This is a genomic window from Mesorhizobium sp. W067 (assembly GCF_054719525.1).
In genome coordinates, this window is the sequence record NZ_JBTTII010000001.1 from 4,619,693 (window position 1) to 4,639,533 (window position 19,841).

General features: G+C 63.4%; 20 protein-coding genes. 4 read left to right on the forward strand and 16 right to left on the reverse strand.

Translation table 11 applies throughout. From position 1 onward, the window contains the following. Nucleotides 1-76: 76 nt before the first annotated feature. Complete coding sequence (locus tag ACYG97_RS22525) at nt 77-388, forward strand: hypothetical protein (protein ID WP_023732899.1); 312 nt, start codon at nt 77-79, stop codon at nt 386-388. Nucleotides 389-495: 107 nt separating this feature from the next. Here the strand turns inward: ACYG97_RS22525 and leuC are convergent, their stop codons facing one another. The 8 genes from leuC to rplS form a co-directional block, all read right to left on the reverse strand. After that, nucleotides 496-1,905 (reverse strand): 3-isopropylmalate dehydratase large subunit, encoded by a 1,410-nt coding sequence (gene leuC, locus ACYG97_RS22530; RefSeq protein WP_023670518.1) that lies wholly within the window; start codon nt 1,903-1,905, stop codon nt 496-498. 72 nt (nt 1,906-1,977) lie between these two features. Then, a complete protein-coding gene (locus tag ACYG97_RS22535) occupies nt 1,978-2,187 on the reverse strand; it encodes a hypothetical protein (protein WP_197031338.1) in 210 nt (69 codons plus the stop codon). Beyond that, complete coding sequence (locus tag ACYG97_RS22540; protein ID WP_023732898.1) at nt 2,184-2,819, reverse strand: class I SAM-dependent DNA methyltransferase; 636 nt, start codon at nt 2,817-2,819, stop codon at nt 2,184-2,186. Before ACYG97_RS22540 ends, ACYG97_RS22535 begins: the two co-directional genes overlap by 4 nt. 58 nt (nt 2,820-2,877) lie before the next feature. Further along, on the reverse strand, nt 2,878-3,684 hold the full coding sequence (locus ACYG97_RS22545) for an amino acid ABC transporter permease (RefSeq protein WP_023683878.1): 807 nt from the start codon (nt 3,682-3,684) through the stop codon (nt 2,878-2,880). Nucleotides 3,685-3,926: 242 nt separating this feature from the next. Then, on the reverse strand, nt 3,927-4,727 hold the full coding sequence (locus ACYG97_RS22550; RefSeq protein WP_023687705.1) for a transporter substrate-binding domain-containing protein: 801 nt from the start codon (nt 4,725-4,727) through the stop codon (nt 3,927-3,929). Between the two features lie 237 nt (nt 4,728-4,964). Next, nucleotides 4,965-5,462 carry a MarR family winged helix-turn-helix transcriptional regulator gene (locus tag ACYG97_RS22555; RefSeq protein ID WP_023732897.1) on the reverse strand — a complete coding sequence of 166 codons (498 nt, stop codon included), beginning with the start codon at nt 5,460-5,462 and terminating at the stop codon, nt 4,965-4,967. Beyond that, the gene (locus ACYG97_RS22560) at nt 5,459-5,887 is read right to left on the reverse strand and encodes an organic hydroperoxide resistance protein (RefSeq protein ID WP_023732896.1); all 429 of its coding nucleotides are present in this window, start codon (nt 5,885-5,887) and stop codon (nt 5,459-5,461) included. The genes ACYG97_RS22555 and ACYG97_RS22560 overlap by 4 nt, the downstream gene beginning before the upstream one ends. A gap of 150 nt (nt 5,888-6,037) precedes the next feature. After that, nucleotides 6,038-6,598, reverse strand: a complete 561-nt coding sequence (rplS, locus tag ACYG97_RS22565; protein WP_023732895.1) for a 50S ribosomal protein L19 — start codon at nt 6,596-6,598, stop codon at nt 6,038-6,040. A 326-nt stretch (nt 6,599-6,924) separates the two neighbouring features. Between rplS and ACYG97_RS22570 the strand changes: the two genes are divergently transcribed. Continuing rightward, nucleotides 6,925-7,677 (forward strand): sulfite exporter TauE/SafE family protein, encoded by a 753-nt coding sequence (locus ACYG97_RS22570; RefSeq protein ID WP_023732894.1) that lies wholly within the window; start codon nt 6,925-6,927, stop codon nt 7,675-7,677. On the opposite strand, the gene trmD is transcribed toward ACYG97_RS22570, so the two are convergent. Together trmD and rimM are read right to left on the reverse strand one after the other, a co-directional pair. Next, the gene (gene trmD / locus ACYG97_RS22575; RefSeq protein ID WP_023732893.1) at nt 7,659-8,357 is read right to left on the reverse strand and encodes a tRNA (guanosine(37)-N1)-methyltransferase TrmD; all 699 of its coding nucleotides are present in this window, start codon (nt 8,355-8,357) and stop codon (nt 7,659-7,661) included. The genes ACYG97_RS22570 and trmD overlap by 19 nt on opposite strands. Then, the gene (gene rimM, locus ACYG97_RS22580; RefSeq protein WP_023732892.1) at nt 8,354-8,953 is read right to left on the reverse strand and encodes a ribosome maturation factor RimM; all 600 of its coding nucleotides are present in this window, start codon (nt 8,951-8,953) and stop codon (nt 8,354-8,356) included. The genes trmD and rimM overlap by 4 nt, the downstream gene beginning before the upstream one ends. Before the next feature lie 96 nt (nt 8,954-9,049). Here rimM and ACYG97_RS22585 point away from each other — a divergent pair, with 96 nt between their 5' ends. Together ACYG97_RS22585 and ACYG97_RS22590 are read left to right on the forward strand one after the other, a co-directional pair. Further along, complete coding sequence (locus tag ACYG97_RS22585; protein WP_023732891.1) at nt 9,050-9,988, forward strand: tyrosine recombinase XerC; 939 nt, start codon at nt 9,050-9,052, stop codon at nt 9,986-9,988. A 74-nt stretch (nt 9,989-10,062) separates the two neighbouring features. After that, nucleotides 10,063-11,124: a TraB/GumN family protein gene (locus ACYG97_RS22590; RefSeq protein ID WP_023732890.1), complete on the forward strand. Its 1,062-nt coding sequence runs from the start codon at nt 10,063-10,065 to the stop codon at nt 11,122-11,124. Between the two features lie 849 nt (nt 11,125-11,973). Here ACYG97_RS22590 and lpdA read toward each other — a convergent pair. From lpdA to ACYG97_RS22620, 6 genes are read right to left on the reverse strand one after another with little or no spacing between them, the layout of a single operon-like run. Beyond that, on the reverse strand, nt 11,974-13,380 hold the full coding sequence (gene lpdA, locus ACYG97_RS22595; protein WP_023732889.1) for a dihydrolipoyl dehydrogenase: 1,407 nt from the start codon (nt 13,378-13,380) through the stop codon (nt 11,974-11,976). A 23-nt stretch (nt 13,381-13,403) separates the two neighbouring features. Continuing rightward, nucleotides 13,404-14,159, reverse strand: a complete 756-nt coding sequence (locus ACYG97_RS22600) for an SDR family oxidoreductase (protein WP_023670532.1) — start codon at nt 14,157-14,159, stop codon at nt 13,404-13,406. Continuing rightward, nucleotides 14,156-14,662, reverse strand: coding sequence for a hypothetical protein (locus ACYG97_RS22605; protein WP_023732888.1), 507 nt, complete (start codon nt 14,660-14,662; stop codon nt 14,156-14,158). Before ACYG97_RS22605 ends, ACYG97_RS22600 begins: the two co-directional genes overlap by 4 nt. Continuing rightward, entirely contained in the window at nt 14,659-15,396 is a 738-nt protein-coding gene (locus ACYG97_RS22610; protein WP_031195599.1) for a DUF4241 domain-containing protein, read from the reverse strand. Before ACYG97_RS22610 ends, ACYG97_RS22605 begins: the two co-directional genes overlap by 4 nt. 16 nt (nt 15,397-15,412) lie before the next feature. Further along, nucleotides 15,413-16,705 (reverse strand): 2-oxoglutarate dehydrogenase complex dihydrolipoyllysine-residue succinyltransferase, encoded by a 1,293-nt coding sequence (gene odhB / locus ACYG97_RS22615; RefSeq protein WP_023710224.1) that lies wholly within the window; start codon nt 16,703-16,705, stop codon nt 15,413-15,415. 47 nt (nt 16,706-16,752) lie between these two features. Continuing rightward, nucleotides 16,753-19,740 carry a 2-oxoglutarate dehydrogenase E1 component gene (locus tag ACYG97_RS22620; RefSeq protein ID WP_352759608.1) on the reverse strand — a complete coding sequence of 996 codons (2,988 nt, stop codon included), beginning with the start codon at nt 19,738-19,740 and terminating at the stop codon, nt 16,753-16,755. Nucleotides 19,741-19,841: the final 101 nt, after the last annotated feature.

Sequence of the window (19,841 nt, forward strand, 5' to 3'; positions counted from 1 at the left end):
GCCACTCATGAAGCTGGTGCACGGAACCGGGACCTGAGGCCGGCGTTTCCTGACAGCAATCAAGGAGAAGTTGTTCATGGCCGACACGATCACGCTGACCGATCACGACGCAATTCGCTCATGGGCCGCAGGGCGCGCCGGATTTCCGGCGATCGTCGATGTATCGCCCGAGACCGGAACGCAGCCGTTGCTGAGGCTCGTCTTCGGCCAGCACGCCTATCAGGACCAGGATCAGCCTGAACGCCCGGTCAACGCAGGCGGCTACGAGCTGGTCGAATGGGACGAGTGGTTCAAGATCTTCGACGAGCGCGAACTGGCGCTGGTGGTCGCGGCCGACGAACCCGGCAGCCGGGAGGAATTTCATGAAATCATCCGCCGTGCCGGCTAGGGCATATACCCCAAGGGTCTTAGAGCGGCGCGCTTTAAACAAAACCCCGAACGGTTTTGCCGTTCGGGGTTTTGCATACGCTCAGATCAGGCTTGAACCAGTCTGCGCTATTTCCAGTCGCGGATGTCGACGAAATGGCCGGCGATCGCCGCCGCCGCCGCCATCGCCGGCGATACCAGATGGGTGCGGCCCTTGAAGCCCTGCCGGCCTTCGAAATTGCGGTTCGAGGTCGAGGCGCAGCGCTCATGCGGCTTCAGCCGGTCGTCGTTCATGGCCAGGCACATCGAGCAGCCCGGCTCGCGCCAGTCGAAACCGGCGGCAATGAAGATCTTGTCGAGACCCTCGGCCTCCGCCTGTTCCTTGACCAGACCGGAGCCCGGCACGATCATCGCATCGACATGCGCACTCACCGTCTTGCCTTCGACCACCTTGGCCACCGCACGCAGATCCTCGATGCGGCCATTGGTGCAGGAGCCGATGAAGACGCGGTCGAGCGTGATGTCGGTGATCTTCGTGCCCGGCGTCAGTCCCATATAGTCGAGCGCGCGGATCTTTGACGTCCGCTTGTTCTCGTCCGTGATCTCTTCCGGATTGGGAACGACGCCCTGCACCGAAACGACGTCCTCGGGCGAGGAACCCCAGGAGACGATCGGCGGCAGCTTGGCCGCGTCGAGCACGATCACCTTGTCGAAATGCGCGCCCTCGTCGGACTGCAGCGTCTTCCAGTATTCGAGCGCGGCGTCCCACGACGCGCCCTTCGGCGCGCGCGGCTTGCCCTTGACATAGGCGAAGGTGGTTTCGTCGGCCGCGATCAGGCCGGCGCGCGCGCCGCCCTCGATCGACATGTTGCAGATCGTCATGCGGCCTTCCATCGACAGCGCGCGGATCGCCTCACCGGCATATTCGATGACATAGCCGGTGCCGCCGGCGGTGCCGATCTCGCCGATGATGGCGAGGATAATGTCCTTGGCGGTGACGCCTTCCGGCAACTGGCCATCGACACGCACCAGCATGTTCTTGGCCTTGCGCTGGATCAACGTCTGCGTCGCCAGCACATGCTCGACCTCGGAGGTGCCGATGCCATGCGCCAGTGCGCCGAAGGCGCCATGCGTCGAGGTGTGGCTGTCGCCGCAGACGATCGTCATGCCAGGCAGCGTGAAGCCCTGCTCCGGCCCGATGATGTGGACGATGCCTTGGCGGATATCGTTCTCGGAATAATATTCGACACCGAAATCCCTAGCGTTCTTGGCCAAGGCCTCGACCTGGATGCGGCTTTCCTCGTTCTTGATGCCGAACTTGCGCTCGGGCGAGGTCGAGACATTGTGATCGACCACGGCCAGCGTCTTTTCCGGATGCCGGACTTTTCTGCCGGTCATGCGCAGACCTTCGAAGGCCTGCGGGCTGGTCACTTCATGGACGAGATGGCGGTCGATGTAGAGCAGACAGGTGCCATCATCCTGGCGATCGACGACATGGTCGTCGAAAATCTTGTCGTAGAGGGTGCGCGGTGCGCTCATGTGCGTAAATCCGTCGATTTGCAAAAAGGGGAAGGGCAGACGCGCCGAAGCCTTCGGCCCGGCGAAAGCGGCTTAGCTAAGTTGGCTGGTGAGCGCGCCGGAAATGCGCGAAGAGAAACGCGACGGCAGGCGTTTTCTGTCCTGCAGCACGAAACCCTTATAGGCCGGATCGCCAAAAAGCTCTTCCATGGCGTGGCTCATACCAATGTTTTGGCTTTTCGGCAATTGCGGCGTGTTTTCGCTTCTCCCCTTGTGAGAGAAGGCGAAGAGGGCGGCGCTCAAAGCACCTCGAACACAAAAGTCTTCACCAGCGCGTCCGGCTCGGCGATCGCATAGCAGCGGAACCATGGGCTTTGCTCGGCCGGCCGCCATTTCCCGGCCCGCTCCAGCCCGTCGAACACGGCCTGGAAGCCGCCGCTGTCAAACACCTGGTCGCGCACGGTGAAGATGGCGTGGCCGCCTTTTCTGGTGATGCGGACAAGCTCGTGCAGGCCGGACGCCGGCGCATGGCTGATGGTGAACACGCCAGTCGAGAAGAAGGCGCGGAAATGCCCGTCTGGCCAGGGCAGCGGCCCGCCGAGCATTGCCTGCTTCAGATCGCCATAGGCATTGCGGCTGCCGGCGATCTTCAGCATGTCGTCGGAGAGGTCGAGCCCGGCAATGTCGTGATAACCCAGCGCCTTCAATGACGGGCCCGACAGGCCGGTGCCGCAGCCGGCGTCGAGCAGCGGTCCTTCGCCCACCTGCACATGGCGCGCCACCCAGGCGGTGATCAGGAACGGCAGCAGATAGCCTAGCGAAGCGGTTTCGCTGTCATAGGTCGCGGCCCAGTCCGCATAGGCCTTGGACAGCCCTTTCGGCGTGTCGGCCGAATAGACGGTGCCCAGCGCCGCATTGGCCTTGTCGATCGTCATCGCCTGCATCCTCCGGAATCCTGTCGTCCGCGATCGTAGCCGTGCCCGCGTCGGACTTCTATTCCTGCTGCGCCCGCCGCAGTCGTTGCTCCAGCCCCCGCAGTGCCAGCGACAGGCTGACAGTGAGGATGAGATAGATATAGGCGACGATCGAATAGGTCTCGAAGAAGCGGAACGAGCCGGCGGCGTAGATCTTGCCCATCTGCGTGATGTCGGCGACGCCGAGCACCGAGACCAGCGAGGAATCCTTGACCATGGCGACGAAGTCATTGCCGAGCGGCGGCAGGATGGTGCGGATCGCCTGTGGGAAGACGATCAGCCGGAAGCGCTGCGTGCGCGTCAGCCCGAGCGCCTTGGCAGCCTCGATCTGGCCTTTCTCGACTGACTGGATGCCGGCGCGGAAGACCTCGGAGATGAAGGCGGAATAACCGATGGTCAGCGCCATGATCGCACGCCACAACAGCGACACGTCGCGCACCAAAAGCTCGCCGAGATAGCCGGCGTTTTGCAGCGGCGCGGTCAGCGCATTCCACGCAGCCACGAAGGCCGGCGCGCCGGCGAAGGCGATCCAGAACAACAGCACCAGGATCGGCACGCCGCGGATGATCTCGACATAGAAACGAGCGATCTGCTTGAGCCAACGCGACCCCGACAGCCCCATCAGCGCAATGCCGAGCCCGACGGCGGAAGCCAGCGCGAAGGCGACCACGGTGACAAGAATGGTGATGCCGATGCCTTTGGCGACGGTGGCAAAAACCTGGGCGTAGAGATCGCTGGCGGCAATGGAGAGCGCAGCGACGACGGCGAGCGCGATCGCGGCGGCAAGCCACCAGGGAAAATCGGGTTTTGAGGTTGAGGCGAGCATCAATGCCCAACGCTGGTGAACAGCTGCGCTCGCAAGATCTGCCGATCTCCCCCCTTGCGGGGGAGATGTCCGGCAGGACAGAGGGGGGTGCTGTCCCTCCAACCTGTCAAACGGTTACAGTCACAACCTTTGGCCTCTTTGGAAAAGCTCAAAACAAAAGGGAGGCGATCCTTCACACCCCCCTCTGCCCTGCCGGGCATCTCCCCCGCAAGGGGGGTCAGCGGCCGTCGCGCCAAGACGGCCTACTGCCCCATCTTGTAGTCGAGAAACCACTTCTTGTTCAGCGCCTCGATCGTGCCGTCGGCCTTCAGCGCCGCGATCGCCGCGTTGACCGGCTTCACCAGGTCCGAGCCCTTCGGGAAGATGAAGCCAAAATCCTCGGTGCCGAGCGGGCCGCCGATCAGCTTGAGCTTGCCGCCGGAGGCATCGACATAGCCTTTGCCGGCGGTGCCGTCGGTCAGGACGACATCGACGTCGCCGGATTTCAGTGCCTGCACCGAAGCGCCGAAGGTCTCGAACTGCTTGATGCGCGGGTTCTGCTCATTGCCGTCGAGCACGCTGTAGACGGCGGTGTAGAACGGCGTCGTTCCGGCCTGCGCGCCGATCAACCCGTCCTTGAAGGCGGCGAAGGTCTTGGCGTCGGTGAAGCGACTTTCATCGGCGCGCACCAGCATGAACTGCTCCGAACGCATATAGGGGTCGGAGAAATCGACCTTCTCCTTTCGGTCGTCCTTGATGGTGATGCCGGTCATGCCAATGTTGTACTGGTTGTCGGAAACCGCCTGGATCATCGCGTCCCAGGAGGTGTTCTGGTACTCCACCTTGAAGTTCAGCCGCTTGGCGATTTCGTCCATCGCGTCATACTCCCAGCCGATCTGCTTGCCGGTCTTGGCGTCGATGAACTGCAGCGGCGGATAGGCGTTTTCCGTCACCACCACGACCTTCTTGCCGCCGAGATCGGGCAGCGCATCGGCCGCCCATGCAGCGACGGGCGCGAGGAAACAGGCCGCGAGGGCGGCCAGCAGCAGCTTCGATTTGGTCATGACACGCTCCAGGATGAGAAGCCCGCTTGCAGCCGGGCTCGCATGAAAATCCAGGCGCGACTTTAGCCGTCCGCAGACGGCTTGCAAGCCGGTCCGGTGCTCAGCGTCCGGTGAAAGCGGATTCCAATGCCTTCAACCAACGCGGTTTTAGAACGCCCCGTGGTCGGAATTTATTCCGTGATTGCGCCGCCGGCAAACCAGGCCCCTCCTGGACACGGGAACCCGTCAGATGACGGATCAGGATGGTGACGTAGCCTCACGCAGCCTGGCGACAAATCCGGTCAAGGTCCGGTGCAGCGACTTCAGCTCCTCGACTTCCAGCGGCATGGCGCAGGCAAGGCCTGCGGATACGTCCTTGATGCGGGCGCGCAGCGCCTGGCCCTTGGCAGTCGGTTCGACCAGCACGCGGCGCTCGTCGGCCGGATCGCGACGGCGGGTGACGAGACCAGCCGCTTCCATCCGCTTGAGCAGAGGCGTCAATGTCGCCGAATCCAGCCCCAGCGCCTCGCCGAGTTCGCCGACCGTGCTCGGCGCATGCTGCCACAGCGCCAGCATCGCCAAATATTGCGGATAGGTCAGGCCGAGCGGGTCAAGCAGCGGCCGATAGAGCTTGGTCATCAGCCCGCTCGCCGAATAGAGCGCGAAGCAGAGCTGCTGGTCGAGGCGCGGAACGGCGATGCTCCCGGCGGTGTCCGCCGGGACTTCGCTGGCCCTGGTTTCGGTCTTCGTCGTCATGCTGCCTTTGCCGGAAGCGCCACGGTCGAAAGCGCCACCTCGACATTGCCTTTGATCGCATTGGAATAGGGGCAAATCTGATGCGCGGCCGATACAAGCGCTTCCGCCGCCGCCTGATCAAGGCCTTTGGTCTCGGCGCCCAGTGCGACACCAAGTTTGAAGCCTTCACCATTGGGAAGCAGGCTGACGGTGGCGCTCACCGCCGCATCGTCCAGCGGCAGCTTCTGCTTGCGCGCGACGAAGCGGATGGCGCTTTCGAAGCAGGCGGCATAGCCGACCGCGAACAGCTGCTCGGGATTGGTGGCGCCACCCTGTCCGCCGAGCTCCTTCGGCAAAGCGAGGTCGACCTTCAGCAGGCCGTCGCTGGTCTCGCCGTGGCCGGCGCGGCCGCCGGTGACGCGAGCCTGTGTGGTGTAGAGTGCCATGTCAGTTCTCCATTTTATTTGTCACTATCATTTAGTGTACAAGATAATTAGTCAACAGCCATGGCCAAACTCTCGGCCGGCAATCGTTCACAGTCTGGTGAAACGAAAAAAGGCGGCCGAAGCCGCCTTTTCAAAATCCTTGGACCAGGTTTATTCGGCCGGGGTCGCTTCCGCCGCCTTTGCAGCCTCGTCGGCGGCCTTGGCGGCTTCGTCGACGGCCTTCTTCTCGGCAGCTTCCTTGGCGGCCGTCTCGCCGGCCAGCGCCTGGGCAGCGGCAACCTTCTCGGCTTCGATGCGGGCCTTCTCAGCGTTCAGCGCGTCGCGCTCCTCATCGTTCAGCTTGCGGGCGCGCACGCCGGTGTTTTCCGAAATACGGGCCGACTTGCCGCGACGGTCGCGCAAATAATAGAGCTTGGCGCGGCGCACCTTGCCGCGGCGCACGATCTCGACGCCTTCGACCATCGGCGAGTAGACCGGGAAAACGCGCTCGACGCCTTCGCCGTAGGAGATCTTGCGGACGGTGAAATTTTCCTGGAAGCCGGCGCCGGCGCGGGCGATGACGACGCCCTCATAGGCCTGGACGCGGGTGCGGGTGCCTTCGGTCACGCGGACCTGGACGCGCACGGTGTCGCCGGGCTGAAACTCGGGAAGCTTGCGCTTGGCTTCGATCTTGGCGGCCTGTTCGGCCTCGAGCTGACGGATGATATCCATCTCAATAGTCCACTTCTTGTTCTTCCGACAGTCAGAGCGTCCGACACTCGCCTTGCAGTTCCATTGACCGCTCGGCTATGCCCTTTGTCCCCGAGACATCTTGTCTTCGAAACATTGGGCAGGGGCGACTACACCGTCATTGTTGACGGGTCCGGGAGATTTTTCTCGCCAGTACGGGCGGGCACATACAGCTATTTCACTGACTTGTCACGCCTTGGCCCTGTCTTTTTTGGTCGCATGCCACCACGCAATCGTCCAGTGCAGGGTTGCGCCGGCCCTTCAAGCTTCCTAATCCGGGAGCAGCACACTTGTCCGGCGGCCTCACAATGTCTGTTTTCGACGCAGTCCTGCTCTTCCTCGCGGGTTTTCTGTCAGGCGCCGTCAACGCGGTTGCCGGCGGCGGCACCTTCATAACCTTCGGCGCCATGACGCTGGCCGGCCTGCCGCCGATCGTCGCCAACGCCACGTCCTCGGTAACGCAGTTTCCCGGTTACATCACCTCGACGCTGGCTTACTGGACCGACATCAAGCATTTCTGGCGCGGCGCGCTGCTGCTTTGCCTGATCTCGGCTTTGGGCGCGCTGGCCGGTGCGCTCATCCTGCTGGCGCTCTCAAATCCGTCGTTCCGCGCCCTCGTGCCGTGGCTGCTGCTGGCCGCAACCGCCTTGTTCGCCGCCGGGCCGTGGCTGAAACCAACGCCGAAGCCTGGGCATGAAGCCACGGTCGGCTCTCTGGCCGGTTCGCTGGCGCAGTTCGCTACCGCCATCTATGGCGGCTTCTTCGGCGCCGGCATGGGCGTCATGATGCTGGCGACGCTCGGCCTGACGCAAGCCGGCGACTATCACCGGCTGAACGCGCTGAAGAACATGCTGGCCGTTGTCATCGCCGCCGTTGCCATACTGGTCTTCGTCTCCGGCGGCGTCGTCGCCTGGCCGCAGGCAATCATCATGATCCCCGGCGGCGCGCTCGGCGGCTATGCCGGCGTCTGGGCCGCCAAGCGCGTGCCGCAAAACGCAGTACGCGGCTTCGTCATCGCCGTCGGCCTGTTTCTCGCCGTCTACTACTTTGCCAAGGGCTGAGCGGCGAGCAAATCCGGCCGGCGCTCCCTGGTCAGCTTCTCGGACTCCGCACGCCGCCAGGCGGCGATCTTCTTGTGGTTGCCGGAGACCAGCACGTCGGGGATCGGCCTGCCCTCGAACTCCTGTGGCCGCGTGTAATGCGGGTGTTCGAGCAGGCCGTTCTCGAAACTTTCTTCCTCGCCCGACACCGCATTGCCCATGACGCCGGGCAACAGCCGCACCACGGCGTCGAGCAGCACAAGCGCCGCCGGCTCGCCGCCCGACAGGATGAAATCGCCGATGGAGACCTCTTCCAGTCCACGCGCCTCGATCAGCCGCTGGTCGACGCCCTCGAACCGGCCGCAAACGATGACGGCGCCTGGCCCGCCAGCCAGTTCGCGCACGCGCGCCTGCGTCAGCGGCTTTCCACGCGGGCTCATCAGCAAACGCGGCCGCGGATCGCCCGCCGGCGACGTGTGATCGATCGCCTTGGCCAGCACATCGGCGCGCATCACCATGCCGGCGCCACCGCCGGCCGGCGTGTCGTCGACGGTGTGATGGCGATCGCTGGCGAAGGTGCGGATCTGGATAGCTTCCAGCGACCATGTCCCGACTTCGAGCGCCCGTCCGGCCAGCGACAGGCCTAGCCCGCCCGGAAACATCTCGGGATAGAGCGTCAGCACCGACGCCTTGAACGTCACCGGTTGCCTCCGGCTTCGCGCGGCCCACGCGGTCGGCCCTTCGCGTCGAAATCTTCTTCGCGCGGCGCGTCGCCATCCTCATCCTCGACAAGGCCGGCGGCTGCCGGGTCGACGCGGAGAAAACCTTCGGCGATCGAAACCTGAGGCACGGCGGCCTGGGTGAACGGGATCAGCACGCCTTTGCGCCCGCCGAGGGTAACGTCGAGAATGTCGCCGCCGCCGAAATTATGCACCGCCACCACCTTGCCGATGACCGCGTCCTTATCGTCGCGGACTTCAAGTCCGACGAGATCGGCGTGGTAGAATTCGTCCTCCTCGCCATCGTCGGGCAGCATCGAGCGGTCGACGAACAGCTCGGTTCCGGCCAGCGCCTCGGCGGCGTTGCGGTCGGCAATGCCCTTGAAGCGCACCACCACGACGGTGTTGGCGGGCCTGATGTCGATGATCTGGAAGGCGCGGCCGTCCTTGGCATAGAGCGGCCCATAATCGGCCAGCGCCATCGGCTCGCCAGTGAAAGTCTTCACCCGCAATTCGCCCTTGATGCCGTGGGCGGCGCCGATCACGGCCATTTGCACGGGGTTCTGGGGCTTCGACATGGCTGATATCCTTTGCCCTGCTCTAACGCCCTACCGGCGTCATTTCAATGACAGGTTCTTCACCGCTTCCTAACCCGGCTGCCTGACAATGGCGGCATGCAGGAATTTCTCATCCCGGCAAAACCCGACCTCCAGGCAGCGCGCGAAAGCTGGCTGAAGATGCTGGCGTGCGAGCGCCGGCTGTCGCCGGCGACCGTCGAAGCCTATGAGCGCGACACGCGCCAGTTCCTGCATTTCCTCACAGGGCATTGCGGCGGCTCGCCTGGTCTTTCCGACATCGCCACTCTCCGCCCGGCCGATCTGCGCGGCTTTCTTGCCGCGCGGCGCAACGCCGGCGCCGGCGCCCGCACGCTCGGACGCGGCCTCGCCGGCATCCGCTCGCTGCTGCGCTTCCTCGAACGGCGCGGTCTCGCCAATGCCGCCGGTGCCGCGGCGTTGCGCGCGCCGCGCCAGCCGAAATCGCTGCCCAAGCCGCTGACCGCCAGCGATGCCAAACATGTCGTGTCGGTGGAAGGCCAGCTGGCTGAAGAGCCTTGGATCGCCGCCCGCAACGCCGCCGTGCTGACGCTGCTTTATGGATCGGGCCTGCGCATTTCCGAAGCGCTGGGCCTCAGCGCCGCCGACCTGGCATCGGAAGCCGACACCGTGCTGCGCGTCACCGGCAAGGGTGGCAAGACACGGCTGGTGCCGGTGCTGCCGGTGGCGCTCCGGGCAATCGCCGAATACCGAAAACGGTGTCCCTACCATCTCGATCCCAAGGGCCTGCTGTTTCGCGGCGCCCGCGGCGGGCCGCTCAACCCGGCCATCGTCCAGCGCGACATGGCCAGGCTGCGCTCGGCGCTGAACCTGCCCGACACCGCGACGCCGCACGCGTTGCGCCATTCCTTCGCCACCCATCTGCTCGGGCGCGGCGGCGACCTGCGCACCATCCAGGAACTGCTCGGCCACGCCAGCCTGTCAACGACGCAGGTCTATACCGGCGTCGACACCGCAAGACTGCTCGAGATTTACGAATCCGCGCATCCCCGCGCGTGACCACTGTATAAGTCCAGGACAATTTCCCCACGCCGGTTAACCGTTTCGCCGCTTTTCAGTCCTAGAACCGCACCATGAAACGCGCCCTTGCCATTGCCGATCGCGCGGCCCTTGTGTCGCTGAAGCTGCTCGTCGCGCTCAACGCCGTGTTTTGCCTGTCTTTTCTCGTCGTGCTGCTGCTTGCCATGGGCAGGGCGCATGCCGAAGCCCCGGCCTGCGCCGGCGCCGATCTGCTGTCGGCCCTGCAGAAGGAAGACCCCGCCACCTATTCCAGGATCGAGACGGAAGCAGCAGCGACGCTGAACGGCAAGGGCCTGTTGTGGAAGCTGGAGAAATCAGGCGAAAAGCCATCCTTCCTGTTCGGCACCATGCACATGACCGACCCGCGCGTGACCACTCTGCCGCCGGCAGCCAGGAAAGCCTATGACGCTGCCGGCACCATCATCATCGAGACCACCGACGTGCTCGACAAGCAGAAGATGATGGATGCCATGCTCAAGGAACCCGAGCTGATGATGTTCACCGACAACACGACGTTGTCGTCGCTGTTGTCGCCGGAGGATGCGGCGGTGGTGAACAAAGGGCTCGATGCGCGCGGCATTCCGCCGGCGAGCGTCTCCAAGATGAAGCCGTGGCTGCTGTCGGCCATGGTCGCGCTGCCGGTCTGTGAGGTCGCCCGTCAGGCAGGCGGCGCACCGGTTCTCGACGTCAAGCTGGCGCAGGACGCCAAGGCTAATGGCAAGCCGGTGGAAGGGTTGGAGACCGCAATCAACCAGCTGCGCGCCATGGCCTCGCTGCCGCTTGCGTTCCACATCAAGGGGCTGGTCGAGACCCTGAAGCTCGGCGACAAGATAAACGACATCAACGAAACCATGATCGTGCTTTACCAGCGCGGCGACACCGGCACCTTCTGGCCGCTGTTGCGTTCGATCTCGCCCGACGAAGACGACGCAGGTTACGCCGAATTCAACCGGACGATGATCACCGGCCGCAACAAGGTCATGGCCGACCATGCCGCACCGATCCTGGCCAAGGGCAATGCCTTCATGGCCGTCGGCGCCATGCATCTTCCCGGCCCCGAAGGCCTGGTCGAGGATTTTCGCAAAGCCGGCTATACCGTCACCGCCGTCGACTGAGCAGCGCCCGTCTTGAATACCGAATCACGTAAGGCCCGGCTCTGTCCGGTGCGCAACTGATTCGCAAAGCGAAGGCGGTTGGCCCTATTTTTGGCGGAAAAGGCCAGCTAAGCTCGTTCTACCTCGTTCGTGATTGATTTTGCGGGGGAAATACAGGCCAACAAGCGGTTGCGAATCAGAATTTTCCTGCGTTCGTCAATTTGAAGGCCTAGTATGAACCCGTTCAACGGTTGCGCGTTGAGGGGTGTTGATTGATGCTTTTCATCCACGGAGGACACTTTTATGGCGAACCCTAACGATCCAGCGCCCAGGTCGGGTGGTGGCAGCGGCTGGCTGATTGCGCTGGTCGTCGTCATCCTTGCGATTGTCGCGTACTATGTTTTCGGCAGAAGCGGCGAACATCCTGCACCCGCAGAGCCGCCGGCAGCCAGCACACCGGCGCCCGCACCTGCACCGGCTGAGCCGATGAAGCCCGCCGAACCGGCTCCCGCACCAGCCCCTGCTCCCGCACCGGCTCCTGCGCCAGCCCCGGCACCCGCGCCCGCTCCGGCGCCGAGCCCGTAATCTGGCCAACTGATCTGGCATCTTGATTCCAGCCAAGAACGGCCCGCTGAAAAGCGGGCCGTTTTGTTTGGGGCACCTATCGGCGAGCGTCGCGATTCTTCACCGCCCCCTCTGTCCTGCCGGACATCTCCTCCTCGAGAGGGGAGATCGGCAGTTCACGAACAGCGCCAGGTTAGAAACGTGAGAAACTTGAAAGCTCGCGACGCGGCGGTGAAGTCCAATCTCCCCGCTTGAGGGGGAGATGGCCGGCAGGCCACAGGGGGGTGCTGTCCCTCCAGCGTTTCCTTAAATATGGATCGGCTTGAAGAACGTCGCCAGCGCTGCTTCCTTCACCGCTTCCGACATTGTCGGATGCGCGTGGCAGGTGCGGGCGAGGTCTTCGGATGAGCCGCCGAATTCCATCAGCACCGCCGCCTCATGAATCATCTCGCCGGCGCCGAAGCCGACAATGTGGACGCCGAGCACGCGGTCGCTGGCTTTGTCGGCGAGGATCTTCACGAAGCCGTCCGTGTGCAGCATGGCGCGCGCGCGGCCGTTGGCGGTGAACGGGAATTTGCCGCTTTTGTAGTCGATGCCGGCCTTCCTCAGCTCTTCCTCTGTCTTGCCGACCGAAGCGATTTCCGGGCTGGTGTAGACGACGCTCGGAATGACGTCGTAATTCACATGGCCGGCCTGGCCGGCAATGGTCTCGGCCACCGCCACGCCTTCATCCTCGGCCTTGTGCGCCAGCATCGGTCCGGCGATGACATCGCCGATGGCGTAGATGCCGGCGACGTTTGTCCTGAGATGGCTGTCTATCTTGACCCGGCCGCGCTCGTCGACCTCGACGCCGGCTTCCTTCAGTCCAAGGCTATCCGAATATGCGCGGCGTCCGGTCGAGATCAGCACCGCGTCGGCCTCGATGGTCTCGGCCGCCCCGCCCTTGACCGGTTCGAAGGTGACGGTCGCGCCCTTCTTGGCCTTGGCAACGCCGGTCACCTTGGCGCCGAGCTTGAACTCGAAACCCTGCTTCGAAAGCAGGCGTTGGAACTGCTTGGAAACCTCGCCGTCCATGCCGCCCAGGATGGTGTCGAGGAATTCAACCACGGTGACCTTGGCGCCGAGCCGCGCCCATACCGAGCCAAGCTCCAGCCCGATGACGCCGCCGCCGACCACCACCAGATGGCCAGGCACCTTCTCCAGCGACAGCGCTCCGGTCGACGACAGGATCACCTTCTCGTCGATGTCGACCTTGACGCCGGGAATGCCGGCGACATCGGAGCCCGTGGCGATAACGATGTTTTTCGTCTCGATCTCCTCGACCTTGCCATCCTCAGCCGACACCGACACCTTGCCGGCCGCGACCACCTTCCCGGTGCCGCGAAACGAGTCGATCTTGTTCTTCTTGAACAGGAAGGCGACGCCATTGACGTTGGCCGAAACGGTCGCGTCCTTGTGCGCCATCATCTTCTTCAGATTGAGTTTCGGCGCCGGTATCTCGACACCCAGCGCATCGAAGGAATGGCCGGCCTCGGCGAACATCTCCGAGGCATAAAGCAGCGCCTTGGATGGGATGCAGCCGATGTTCAGGCAGGTGCCGCCGAAAGTGGCGTTCTTCTCGACCACCGCGACCTTGAGCCCGAGTTGTGCCGCCTTGATGGCACAGACATAGCCGCCCGGTCCCGACCCGATGATAACGACATCATAAGCCATGTTCGTTTCCCTTAGCTTGGGGCTCAGCGGCCGCCGCTTACATTCAGGATTGCGCCCGTCGTGTAGGACGCTTCATCCGACAAAAGATAGAGAACGGCATGCGCGACTTCATCCGCCGTGCCGGCTCGTTTCATCGGCAGCATGTCGCGGAACCGCTCGACCCGGTCCGGCTGGCCGCCCGAAGCGTGGATCTCGGTGTCGATGATGCCTGGCCGTATCGCATTGACCCGCACGCCTTCGGTCGCGACTTCGCGCGCCAGTCCGAGCGTGAAGGTGTCGATCGCCGCCTTGGACGCGGCATAGTCGACATATTCGCCTGGCGAGCCGTGTAGCGACGCAGCCGACGAGATGTTGACGATGGCGCCGCCCTGGCCGCCATGCTTGCTCGACATGCGCCGCACCGCTTCGCGGGCGCACAGAAACGAGCCGATGACATTGATGCGCATCATGCGCTCCAGCCGCGCCAGGCTCATCTCGTCGACACGCGCCTTGACGTCGACGATTCCGGCATTGTTGACCAGGGCGTCGAGCCGGCCATAGGCGCTATCGACGGCTTCGAACACGGCGACGATGTCAGCCTCGACGCCGACATCGCCCTTGACCGCTATCGCTTCACCGCCACCGGCCTCGATCTCGGCGACCAGCGCCTGGGCCGCGGCCTCGTTTGCGGCATAGTTGACCGCGACGCGGTAGCCGGCCTTCGCCGCAAGCCGGCAAGTGGCCGCACCAATGCCGCGGCTGCCGCCGGTGACCAGAAGAACTTTCTTCGCCGCGCTCATTTCTGGCAACCTTTCAGCAAAAACACATCCCACGGCAGTTTCGAAAAACCATTGGAGCCAAAGGCAGACGACATCTGCAACGATGGACCAAGATCGGGGAAGATCAGGCTCTGCGGCGCGTCCGTGCCTTCGGCCGCCAGCAGCGCAATGTTGCCCTTGTCGTCGGCGCTGTAGACCACGCCCTGCCAGACCGTGCAGGCGGCAAGCTCGTCACCGGTGACGTCGCCGGTCGGGCATTTGTACATCAGCGAGCCATGCGGTCGCGAAACACCGGAGGTCCACATCACAATGCCGTCGAGAACGATGCCCTTGTCGAGCACCATCTTGAACGAGTTGGTGACGGTGACCGCATCCGTCGTCGGCCGGAAATCAATGCCGGCCTCGCTTTCGGCATCGCCATAGACAGCAAGCGCCAGCGGGCAGGCGGCATGCGCCTCGTAACCCGCTGCGAGAACAGCCAGCCCGGCCATAAATCCGATCATTGGCGAAGCGATGTTTGTCATGAATTGCTCTGGCTGCTCTCGCGGCCGTCGGCGTTTTCGAGCACCTCGAAATCGGTCATCAAGACCAGCGGCTCGCCGGCCGCATCCAGTCCCCAGAAGGAATAATAGTTCCCATCACCGAAGCCAGTGTCGAACATGGCTATATTAAGCGGATTTCCATCAACCGGATTATCCATGCGGAACTTGTCGAACGAGCATGCAACGTCAGCAAGATAGCTGTCGAGTTCCTCCTGGTCGGACATCAGCGTCAGAACCGACTTGTCCATGAACGAAGCAACATTATCATCGACAATAAATCCAGACTTCCAGGACGATGTGCCGACGTCGCGGACGAAGGCAGCCAACTCCCACCGCACCGGCAAGCCAGTGCCAAACCGCAATACCGCTGCAGCAACACGGCCTTGCGCCTCAAGCAACGTGACTGGATAGCATCCCGGCCTGACCTTACGGCTAAACACAGGCCGTTCCAGCCCGGTAATCAGTGGATCGCAAGCGATGATTTCGCCGGTCGGTAGCTCAAGCTCACCGATCGCGGTGACGATGATCTTCCGCTCCGCCATTTCGGCTTCGCTGAGAGCGAAGACACCGAGATTGCTGCTCGCTGGCGCCGAATCCCATTCAGTCGATGTCGCCGGCGGAGAGATGGCGGCGGAAGCCGCCGGCCGGGAACGCCTCAATACGCTACCCGCTACTCGACCCAGCTTGAACCCAAACCGCGCCAGCCAGCCGCTCATGACGGATCAGCTCCGATCACAGATCGAGCACCAGCCGTTCCGGATCTTCCAGGCTGTCCTTGACGCGGACCAGGAAGGTCACCGCTTCCTTGCCGTCGACGATGCGGTGGTCGTAGCTCAGCGCCAGGTACATCATAGGCCGGATCACGATCTGGCCGCCGACCACGACGGGCCGGTCCTGGATCTTGTGCATGCCCAGAATGCCCGACTGCGGCGCGTTGAGGATCGGCGTCGACATCAGCGAGCCGTAAACGCCGCCGTTGGAGATCGTGAACGTGCCGCCTTGCATATCGGCGACCGAGAGCTTGCCGTCACGCGCGGCGATGCCCAGCCGGCCGATATCCTTCTCTATTTCGGCAATCGACATCTGATCGGCGTCGCGCACCACCGGCACGACGAGGCCCTTTTCGGTGCCGACGGCGACGCCGATATGGGCATAGTTCTTGAAGATGATGTCGGTGCCGTCGATCTCGGCATTGACCGAGGGGATCTCCTTCAAGGCGTGGGTGACGGCCTTGGTGAAGAAGCCCATGAAGCCGAGCTTCACGCCGTGCTTCTTCTCGAAGATGTCCTTGTACTTGGTCCTGAGCGCCATCACCGCCGACATGTCGACCTCGTTGAAGGTGGTCAGCATGGCGGCGGTCGACTGCGCTTCCTTCAGCCGGCGCGCAATGGTCTGGCGCAGCTTGGTCATGCGCACGCGCTCCTCGCGCGACGCATCGTCGCCCGAGGACGGCGCACGCACGGCGACCGGAGCCGGTGCGGCCTTCGGAATTTCGGCCGGCTGCGACGGCGCGCCCTTGGAAATCGCGTCGAGCACATCGCCCTTCAGCACCTGGCCGCGCTTTCCCGAGCCAGAAACCTGGTCGACCGACAGATTGTTCTCGGCGATCAGCTTTGCGGCAGCTGGCGCCGGCGGCATGGCGCGCGGCTCGACCGGCCCGGCATCGCCGGCAATCTTGGCGGTCTCGGCCGCAGCCTGCTTGGTCGTATGTGCCGCGTCGGGGCTCGACGCCTGCGACACAGCTTGCGGCTTGGTCTCCTGCTTGGACGCCGGGGCGGCGGCAGCGCCTCCAGCCGAGATCGAACCGAGCAGCGCACCGACGCCGACGGTCTCGCCTTCCTTGGCGGTGATCTCGCCCAGCGTGCCGGCGGCGGCGGCAGGCACTTCCACCGTCACCTTGTCGGTTTCGAGCTCGACCAGCGGCTCGTCGACGGCAATGGCATCGCCGACCTTCTTGAACCACTTGCCGATGGTCGCCTCGGTGACGGATTCGCCGAGAGTGGGAACGCGGATTTCGGTAGCCATTGTGCCTGTCCGTTTCTTCTCTGTCTGTTCTATTCGCCGGGTTTGTTCTATTCGCCGAGCGCGTCTTCGAGCAGGGCGGCGAGCTGCGCCAAATGCTTCGACATCAGACCGGTCGCCGGCGATGCCGCCGCCGGCCTGCCGGTGTAGCGCACCCGCTGATGCTTGGCGTCGATATGCGCCAGCACCCATTCCAGATAAGGGTCGATGAACGACCATGCGCCCATGTTCTTGGGTTCTTCCTGGCACCACACCATCTCCGCATTGCGGAAACGCGACAGTTCGGTGATCAGCGCCTTGGCCGGGAAGGGATAGAGCTGTTCGACGCGCAGCAGGTAGATGTCGTTGATGCCGCGCTTCTCGCGCTCCTCGTAGAGGTCGTAATAGACCTTGCCCGAGCACAGCACGACGCGGCGGATCTTGGAATCCTTGGTGAGCTTGATCGCCTGGTTCTGCAGCAGCTGGGCATCGTCCCACAAAAGCCGGTGGAATGAGCTTTCGCCCGAAATCTCCGGCAGCGTCGATACCGCCCGCTTGTGGCGCAGCAGCGACTTCGGCGTCATCAGGATCAGCGGCTTGCGGAAGTCGCGCTTCAACTGCCGGCGCAATATGTGGAAGTAGTTCGCCGGCGTGGTGCAGTTGGCGACTTGCATATTGTCTTCGGCGCAAAGCTGCAGAAAGCGCTCGAGCCGGGCCGAAGAATGCTCTGGACCCTGGCCTTCATAGCCATGCGGCAGCAGGCAGACCAGGCCTGACATTCTGAGCCACTTGCGCTCGCCCGACGAGATGAACTGGTCGAACACCACCTGGGCGCCGTTGGCGAAATCGCCGAACTGCGCTTCCCAGAGCGTCAGCGCCTTCGGCTCGGCCAGGCTGTAGCCATATTCGAAGCCAAGCACCGCCTCTTCCGACAGCATCGAGTTGATGACTTCGTAGCCGGCCTGTGCCGCCGACAGATTGTTGAGCGGGATGTAGCGGGTCTCGTCCTTCTGGTCGTAGAGCACGGAATGGCGCTGCGAGAAGGTGCCGCGTTCTGAATCCTGGCCGGAGAGCCGGATCGGATTGCCGTCGAGCAGGATGGCGCCGAAGGCCAGCGCCTCGGCCGTCGACCAGTCGATGCCTTCGCCGGAGTCGATCGCCTGGCGGCGGTTTTCGAGGAAGCGGATGATGGTCTTGTGCGCCTCGAAACCTTTCGGCACCTCGGTCAGTTTCTTGCCGATGTCCTTCAGCACCTTGACCGGCACGGCGGTCTTGCCGCGGCGCTGTTCGTCCTGGTTGTCGGCGGTGCGCAAACCAGACCAGGCGCCGTCCAGCCAGTCGGCCTTGTTGGGCTTGTAGTGCTGGCCGACTTCCCATTCGGACTCCAGATGGGCGCGCCAGTCGGCCTTCATCTTGTCGAGTTCGGCCTGGCTGATATGGCCCTCGGCGATCAGCCGGTCGCCATAGATCTGCACCGTCGTCTTGTGGTTGCGGATGTTGGCGTACATGATCGGCTGCGTGAAGGCCGGTTCGTCGCCCTCATTGTGGCCGAAGCGGCGATAGCAGAACATGTCCACCACCACCGGCTTGTGGAACTTCATGCGAAATTCGATCGCCACCTTGGTCGCATGCACCACCGCTTCCGGGTCGTCGCCATTGACGTGGAAGATCGGCGCCTCGATCATCTTGGCGACGTCGGACGGATAGGGCGACGAGCGCGAGAAGCGCGGATTGGTGGTGAAGCCGATCTGGTTGTTGATGATGAAATGCAGCGTGCCGGCGACGCGGTGGCCGCGCAGGCCCGACAGGCCGAGAATTTCCGCGATTACGCCCTGGCCAGCAAAGGCGGCGTCGCCATGCAGAAGCAGCGGCAGCACCTTGGCGCGCTCTTCCAGCGGCACGATCTCCTCGCGGCTGCGGCCGAACAGATAGTCCTGCTTGGCGCGCGCCTTGCCCATCACAACCGGATCGACGATTTCCAGATGCGAAGGATTGGCGGTCAGCGACAGATGCACCTTGTTGCCGTCGAATTCGCGGTCCGACGAGGCGCCGAGATGGTACTTGACGTCGCCCGAGCCCTCGACCTCGTCAGGAGCGGCCGAGCCGCCCTTGAATTCGTGGAAGATGGCGCGATGCGGTTTGGCCATCACCTGGGACAGCACGTTCAGCCGGCCGCGATGCGCCATGCCGAGCACGATCTCCTTCATGCCGAGCTGGCCGCCGCGCTTGATGATCTGCTCCAGCGCCGGGATCAGGCCTTCGCTGCCATCGAGGCCGAAGCGCTTGGTACCCTTGTACTTGACATCGATGAACTGCTCGAAGCCTTCGGCCTCGACCAGCTTCTGCAGGATCGCTTTTTTTCCCGTAGCGGTGAAGGAAATCTCCTTGTCGGCACCCTCGATGCGCGCCTGGATCCAGGCCTTCTCTTCGGGATCGGAAATGTGCATGAACTCGACACCGAGCGTCGAGCAATAGGTGCGGGTCAGGATCTCCAGCATCTGCCGGATGGTGCCGAATTCGAGGCCGAGCACATTGTCGAGGAAGATCGGCCGGTCGTAGTCGGCTGCGGTAAAACCGTAATTTTCCGGCGACAGCTCGTTATAGTCCTCAAGCGGCTTGGCGATGCCGAGCGGGTCGAGATTGGCATGCAGATGGCCGCGCATGCGGAAGGCGCGGATCATCATGATGGCGCGCACCGAATCGCGCGTCGCCTGATGCACGTCGGCATCCGACAGCACGACGCCATTGGTGACCGCCTTGTCCTTGACCTTCTTTTCCAGATGCTTCTCGACGATGCCCCAATTGCCGTCGAGCGCCGACACCAGTTCGCCATTGGCCTGCAGCGGCCAGGAGGGCTTTGCCCAGGAAGCGCCCTTGGCGTTCTTGCGCACATCGCCGGCGTCGTCCTTCAGCCCGGCGAAAAAATCCTGCCATTCGGGGTTTACCGACTCTGGATCATCCTCATAGGACGCGTACAGCGCGTCGATATAGTCGGCATTGCCGCCATAGAGGAAAGAGGTGAGCGAAAATTGGTCGTTGGCCTGATCTTGTCTTGCCATTTTTGTCCTCGGAGCCTGGCTCCGTCTCCTTTTCAAAAGCGAATAGTGAGTAGCGAATAGCGAGTAGGGATTTTTCCCGGGTCGCGCCGTTACTCTCTTTT

What these genes read in the sequence shown, in the direction of transcription:
- ACYG97_RS22525 (WP_023732899.1), top strand. Translation starts at nt 77, where the DNA reads ATGGCCGACACGATCACGCTGACCGATCACGACGCAATTCGCTCATGG.
- leuC (WP_023670518.1), bottom strand. Translation starts at nt 1,905, where the DNA reads ATGAGCGCACCGCGCACCCTCTACGACAAGATTTTCGACGACCATGTC.
- ACYG97_RS22540 (WP_023732898.1), bottom strand. Translation starts at nt 2,819, where the DNA reads ATGACGATCGACAAGGCCAATGCGGCGCTGGGCACCGTCTATTCGGCC.
- ACYG97_RS22545 (WP_023683878.1), bottom strand. Translation starts at nt 3,684, where the DNA reads ATGCTCGCCTCAACCTCAAAACCCGATTTTCCCTGGTGGCTTGCCGCC.
- ACYG97_RS22550 (WP_023687705.1), bottom strand. Translation starts at nt 4,727, where the DNA reads ATGACCAAATCGAAGCTGCTGCTGGCCGCCCTCGCGGCCTGTTTCCTC.
- ACYG97_RS22555 (WP_023732897.1), bottom strand. Translation starts at nt 5,462, where the DNA reads ATGACGACGAAGACCGAAACCAGGGCCAGCGAAGTCCCGGCGGACACC.
- ACYG97_RS22560 (WP_023732896.1), bottom strand. Translation starts at nt 5,887, where the DNA reads ATGGCACTCTACACCACACAGGCTCGCGTCACCGGCGGCCGCGCCGGC.
- rplS (WP_023732895.1), bottom strand. Translation starts at nt 6,598, where the DNA reads ATGGATATCATCCGTCAGCTCGAGGCCGAACAGGCCGCCAAGATCGAA.
- ACYG97_RS22570 (WP_023732894.1), top strand. Translation starts at nt 6,925, where the DNA reads ATGTCTGTTTTCGACGCAGTCCTGCTCTTCCTCGCGGGTTTTCTGTCA.
- rimM (WP_023732892.1), bottom strand. Translation starts at nt 8,953, where the DNA reads ATGTCGAAGCCCCAGAACCCCGTGCAAATGGCCGTGATCGGCGCCGCC.
- ACYG97_RS22585 (WP_023732891.1), top strand. Translation starts at nt 9,050, where the DNA reads ATGCAGGAATTTCTCATCCCGGCAAAACCCGACCTCCAGGCAGCGCGC.
- ACYG97_RS22590 (WP_023732890.1), top strand. Translation starts at nt 10,063, where the DNA reads ATGAAACGCGCCCTTGCCATTGCCGATCGCGCGGCCCTTGTGTCGCTG.
- lpdA (WP_023732889.1), bottom strand. Translation starts at nt 13,380, where the DNA reads ATGGCTTATGATGTCGTTATCATCGGGTCGGGACCGGGCGGCTATGTC.
- ACYG97_RS22600 (WP_023670532.1), bottom strand. Translation starts at nt 14,159, where the DNA reads ATGAGCGCGGCGAAGAAAGTTCTTCTGGTCACCGGCGGCAGCCGCGGC.
- ACYG97_RS22605 (WP_023732888.1), bottom strand. Translation starts at nt 14,662, where the DNA reads ATGACAAACATCGCTTCGCCAATGATCGGATTTATGGCCGGGCTGGCT.
- ACYG97_RS22610 (WP_031195599.1), bottom strand. Translation starts at nt 15,396, where the DNA reads ATGAGCGGCTGGCTGGCGCGGTTTGGGTTCAAGCTGGGTCGAGTAGCG.
- odhB (WP_023710224.1), bottom strand. Translation starts at nt 16,705, where the DNA reads ATGGCTACCGAAATCCGCGTTCCCACTCTCGGCGAATCCGTCACCGAG.
- ACYG97_RS22620 (WP_352759608.1), bottom strand. Translation starts at nt 19,740, where the DNA reads ATGGCAAGACAAGATCAGGCCAACGACCAATTTTCGCTCACCTCTTTC.